This window comes from Streptomyces sp. LS1784, assembly GCF_020103755.1.
Lineage (GTDB): Bacteria > Actinomycetota > Actinomycetes > Streptomycetales > Streptomycetaceae > Kitasatospora.
This window is the reverse complement of record NZ_JAHSQD010001045.1, coordinates 1-1,407: the sequence shown is the minus strand read 5'-3', so window position 1 is coordinate 1,407 and position 1,407 is coordinate 1. Positions and strand designations below refer to the sequence as shown.

Genomic DNA, 1,407 nt, shown 5'->3' with positions numbered 1-1,407 from the left:
TGCTGCGCCCCGCCGGGGACGACCCGCCCCCGGCCGCGTACCGCCCGGTGCTCGGCCCGCTGGTGGAGTCCCGCGCACCGATCGCCCTGGTCGCCCCGCCCGGGCTCGGGGTCACCGCGTGCGAGATCGCCCGGCTGGGGGCGCCGACGCACCCACCGCTGGTGGTGCTGCTCGACGAAGCCGTCGACCCGACGGCGGTGGCAGGCCTGCTGGGAGGCCTGCCGCGGCGTCGCTGAGGCCTCCGGCGTGGCTAGAGTGGCCGCGTGGCCCGCTTCGTCCTGATCCGCCGTACGCCGCTGCCGCCCGCCGAGTGCTGGGAGCGGCTGACGGCCTGGCCCCGGCACGGGGACCGGGTGCCCTTCACCCGGGTCCGCGTGGTCCGGGGCACCGGCCGGGAGGCGGGCGACGTCCTCCTGGCCCGGACGGCCCTCGGCCCGCTCCGCTTCGACGACCCGATGGAGATCGCCGCGCTGGTCGCCCCCGGCCCCGGCCGGGACGGGCAGTGCCGGCTCGTCAAGCGAGGCGACCCGGTGCACGGCTGGGCCGAGCTGCGGGTCCGGGCGGTGGGCGGCGGCAGTGCGGCGGTCTGGACGGAGGAGCTGACGGTGGCCGGCCTGCCCCGGCTGCTCGATCCTGCCCTTTCCCGGGCCGGGCGGCTGGTCTTCGGCCGGGTGCTGGAGCACCTGCTGGGTCCGTAGGCGGCCGCGGCCCCACGCCGCAGGCGGACTTCCCCGCCGACCACCGGGGCCGGGCCGGGATGCCCACCCGCGTGGAGAGGCGGCGGCTACACCCGCGAAGGGGGCGGGCGGGCTGTGCACCGACCCCTACGCCAGCCGGCGCCCCCGCACGGCTCGCCCTCGGTCCGGTCAGCCGTCGCGCCGGTCGCCGTAGCGCCGCTGCCACTCCCGGGCACGGGCGTTGTGCCACTCCACGCCGTCCGCCGCCTGGCGCTCGGAGAGGCCGCTCAGTCGGGCGACGACGCTCAACGGCACGGGCTCGTCACACTCGGCGAGAGTCCGGCAGACCTTGGCGGCCCACTGCTCCTCGGGGACGAAGGGGCGGTGGCGGTAGTCCTCGATCAGGGTGGCCAGGTGGTCCACGGAACAGGCCAGGACGACCCGCTTGCCGTCCAGGTCGGGATTGGTGGAGTGCAGGGCGGAGGAGTCCGGCACCAGGGCGCCGAGCAGGTCGGCACTGGCGACGGCTCGTCCGCAGTGGTCGCACAGGTCGAGCGCTCGCGCGTCGTCGCCGGCAGGATCGCCCGCCGGGGGTCCGATGTCCTCCATGTTTTCCGCCTACCCCGCGAGGCCGGTGCCAACCGGGGCCCCGCAGGCCGCTGCCCTGCACCGGGCCACGGCGGCCCGGTGCAGGGCAGCCGGGTTCCGCGGGTCAGCGGCCCGCCCGGCG

3 protein-coding genes are annotated in these 1,407 nt (G+C 77.8%); 2 read left to right on the top strand and 1 reads right to left on the bottom strand.

Annotated elements, in window-relative coordinates; all coding sequences use genetic code 11:
• The coding region (locus KS423_RS45485; RefSeq protein WP_224285515.1) for a hypothetical protein at positions 1-236 on the top strand (236 nt) is incomplete at its 5' end.
• A gap of 27 nt (positions 237-263) precedes the next feature.
• Positions 264-698 carry an SRPBCC family protein gene (locus KS423_RS45480; RefSeq protein WP_224285514.1) on the top strand — a complete coding sequence of 145 codons (435 nt, stop codon included), beginning with the start codon at positions 264-266 and terminating at the stop codon, positions 696-698.
• A 168-nt stretch (positions 699-866) separates the two neighbouring features.
• On the opposite strand, the gene KS423_RS45475 is transcribed toward KS423_RS45480, so the two are convergent.
• Entirely contained in the window at positions 867-1,286 is a 420-nt protein-coding gene (locus tag KS423_RS45475) for a hypothetical protein (protein ID WP_224285513.1), read from the bottom strand.
• Between the last annotated feature and the right edge of the window lie 121 nt (positions 1,287-1,407).

Excerpts from the sequence above, each read along its gene's own strand:
- KS423_RS45475 (WP_224285513.1), bottom strand. The coding sequence starts at position 1,286 with ATGGAGGACATCGGACCCCCGGCGGGCGATCCTGCCGGCGACGACGCG.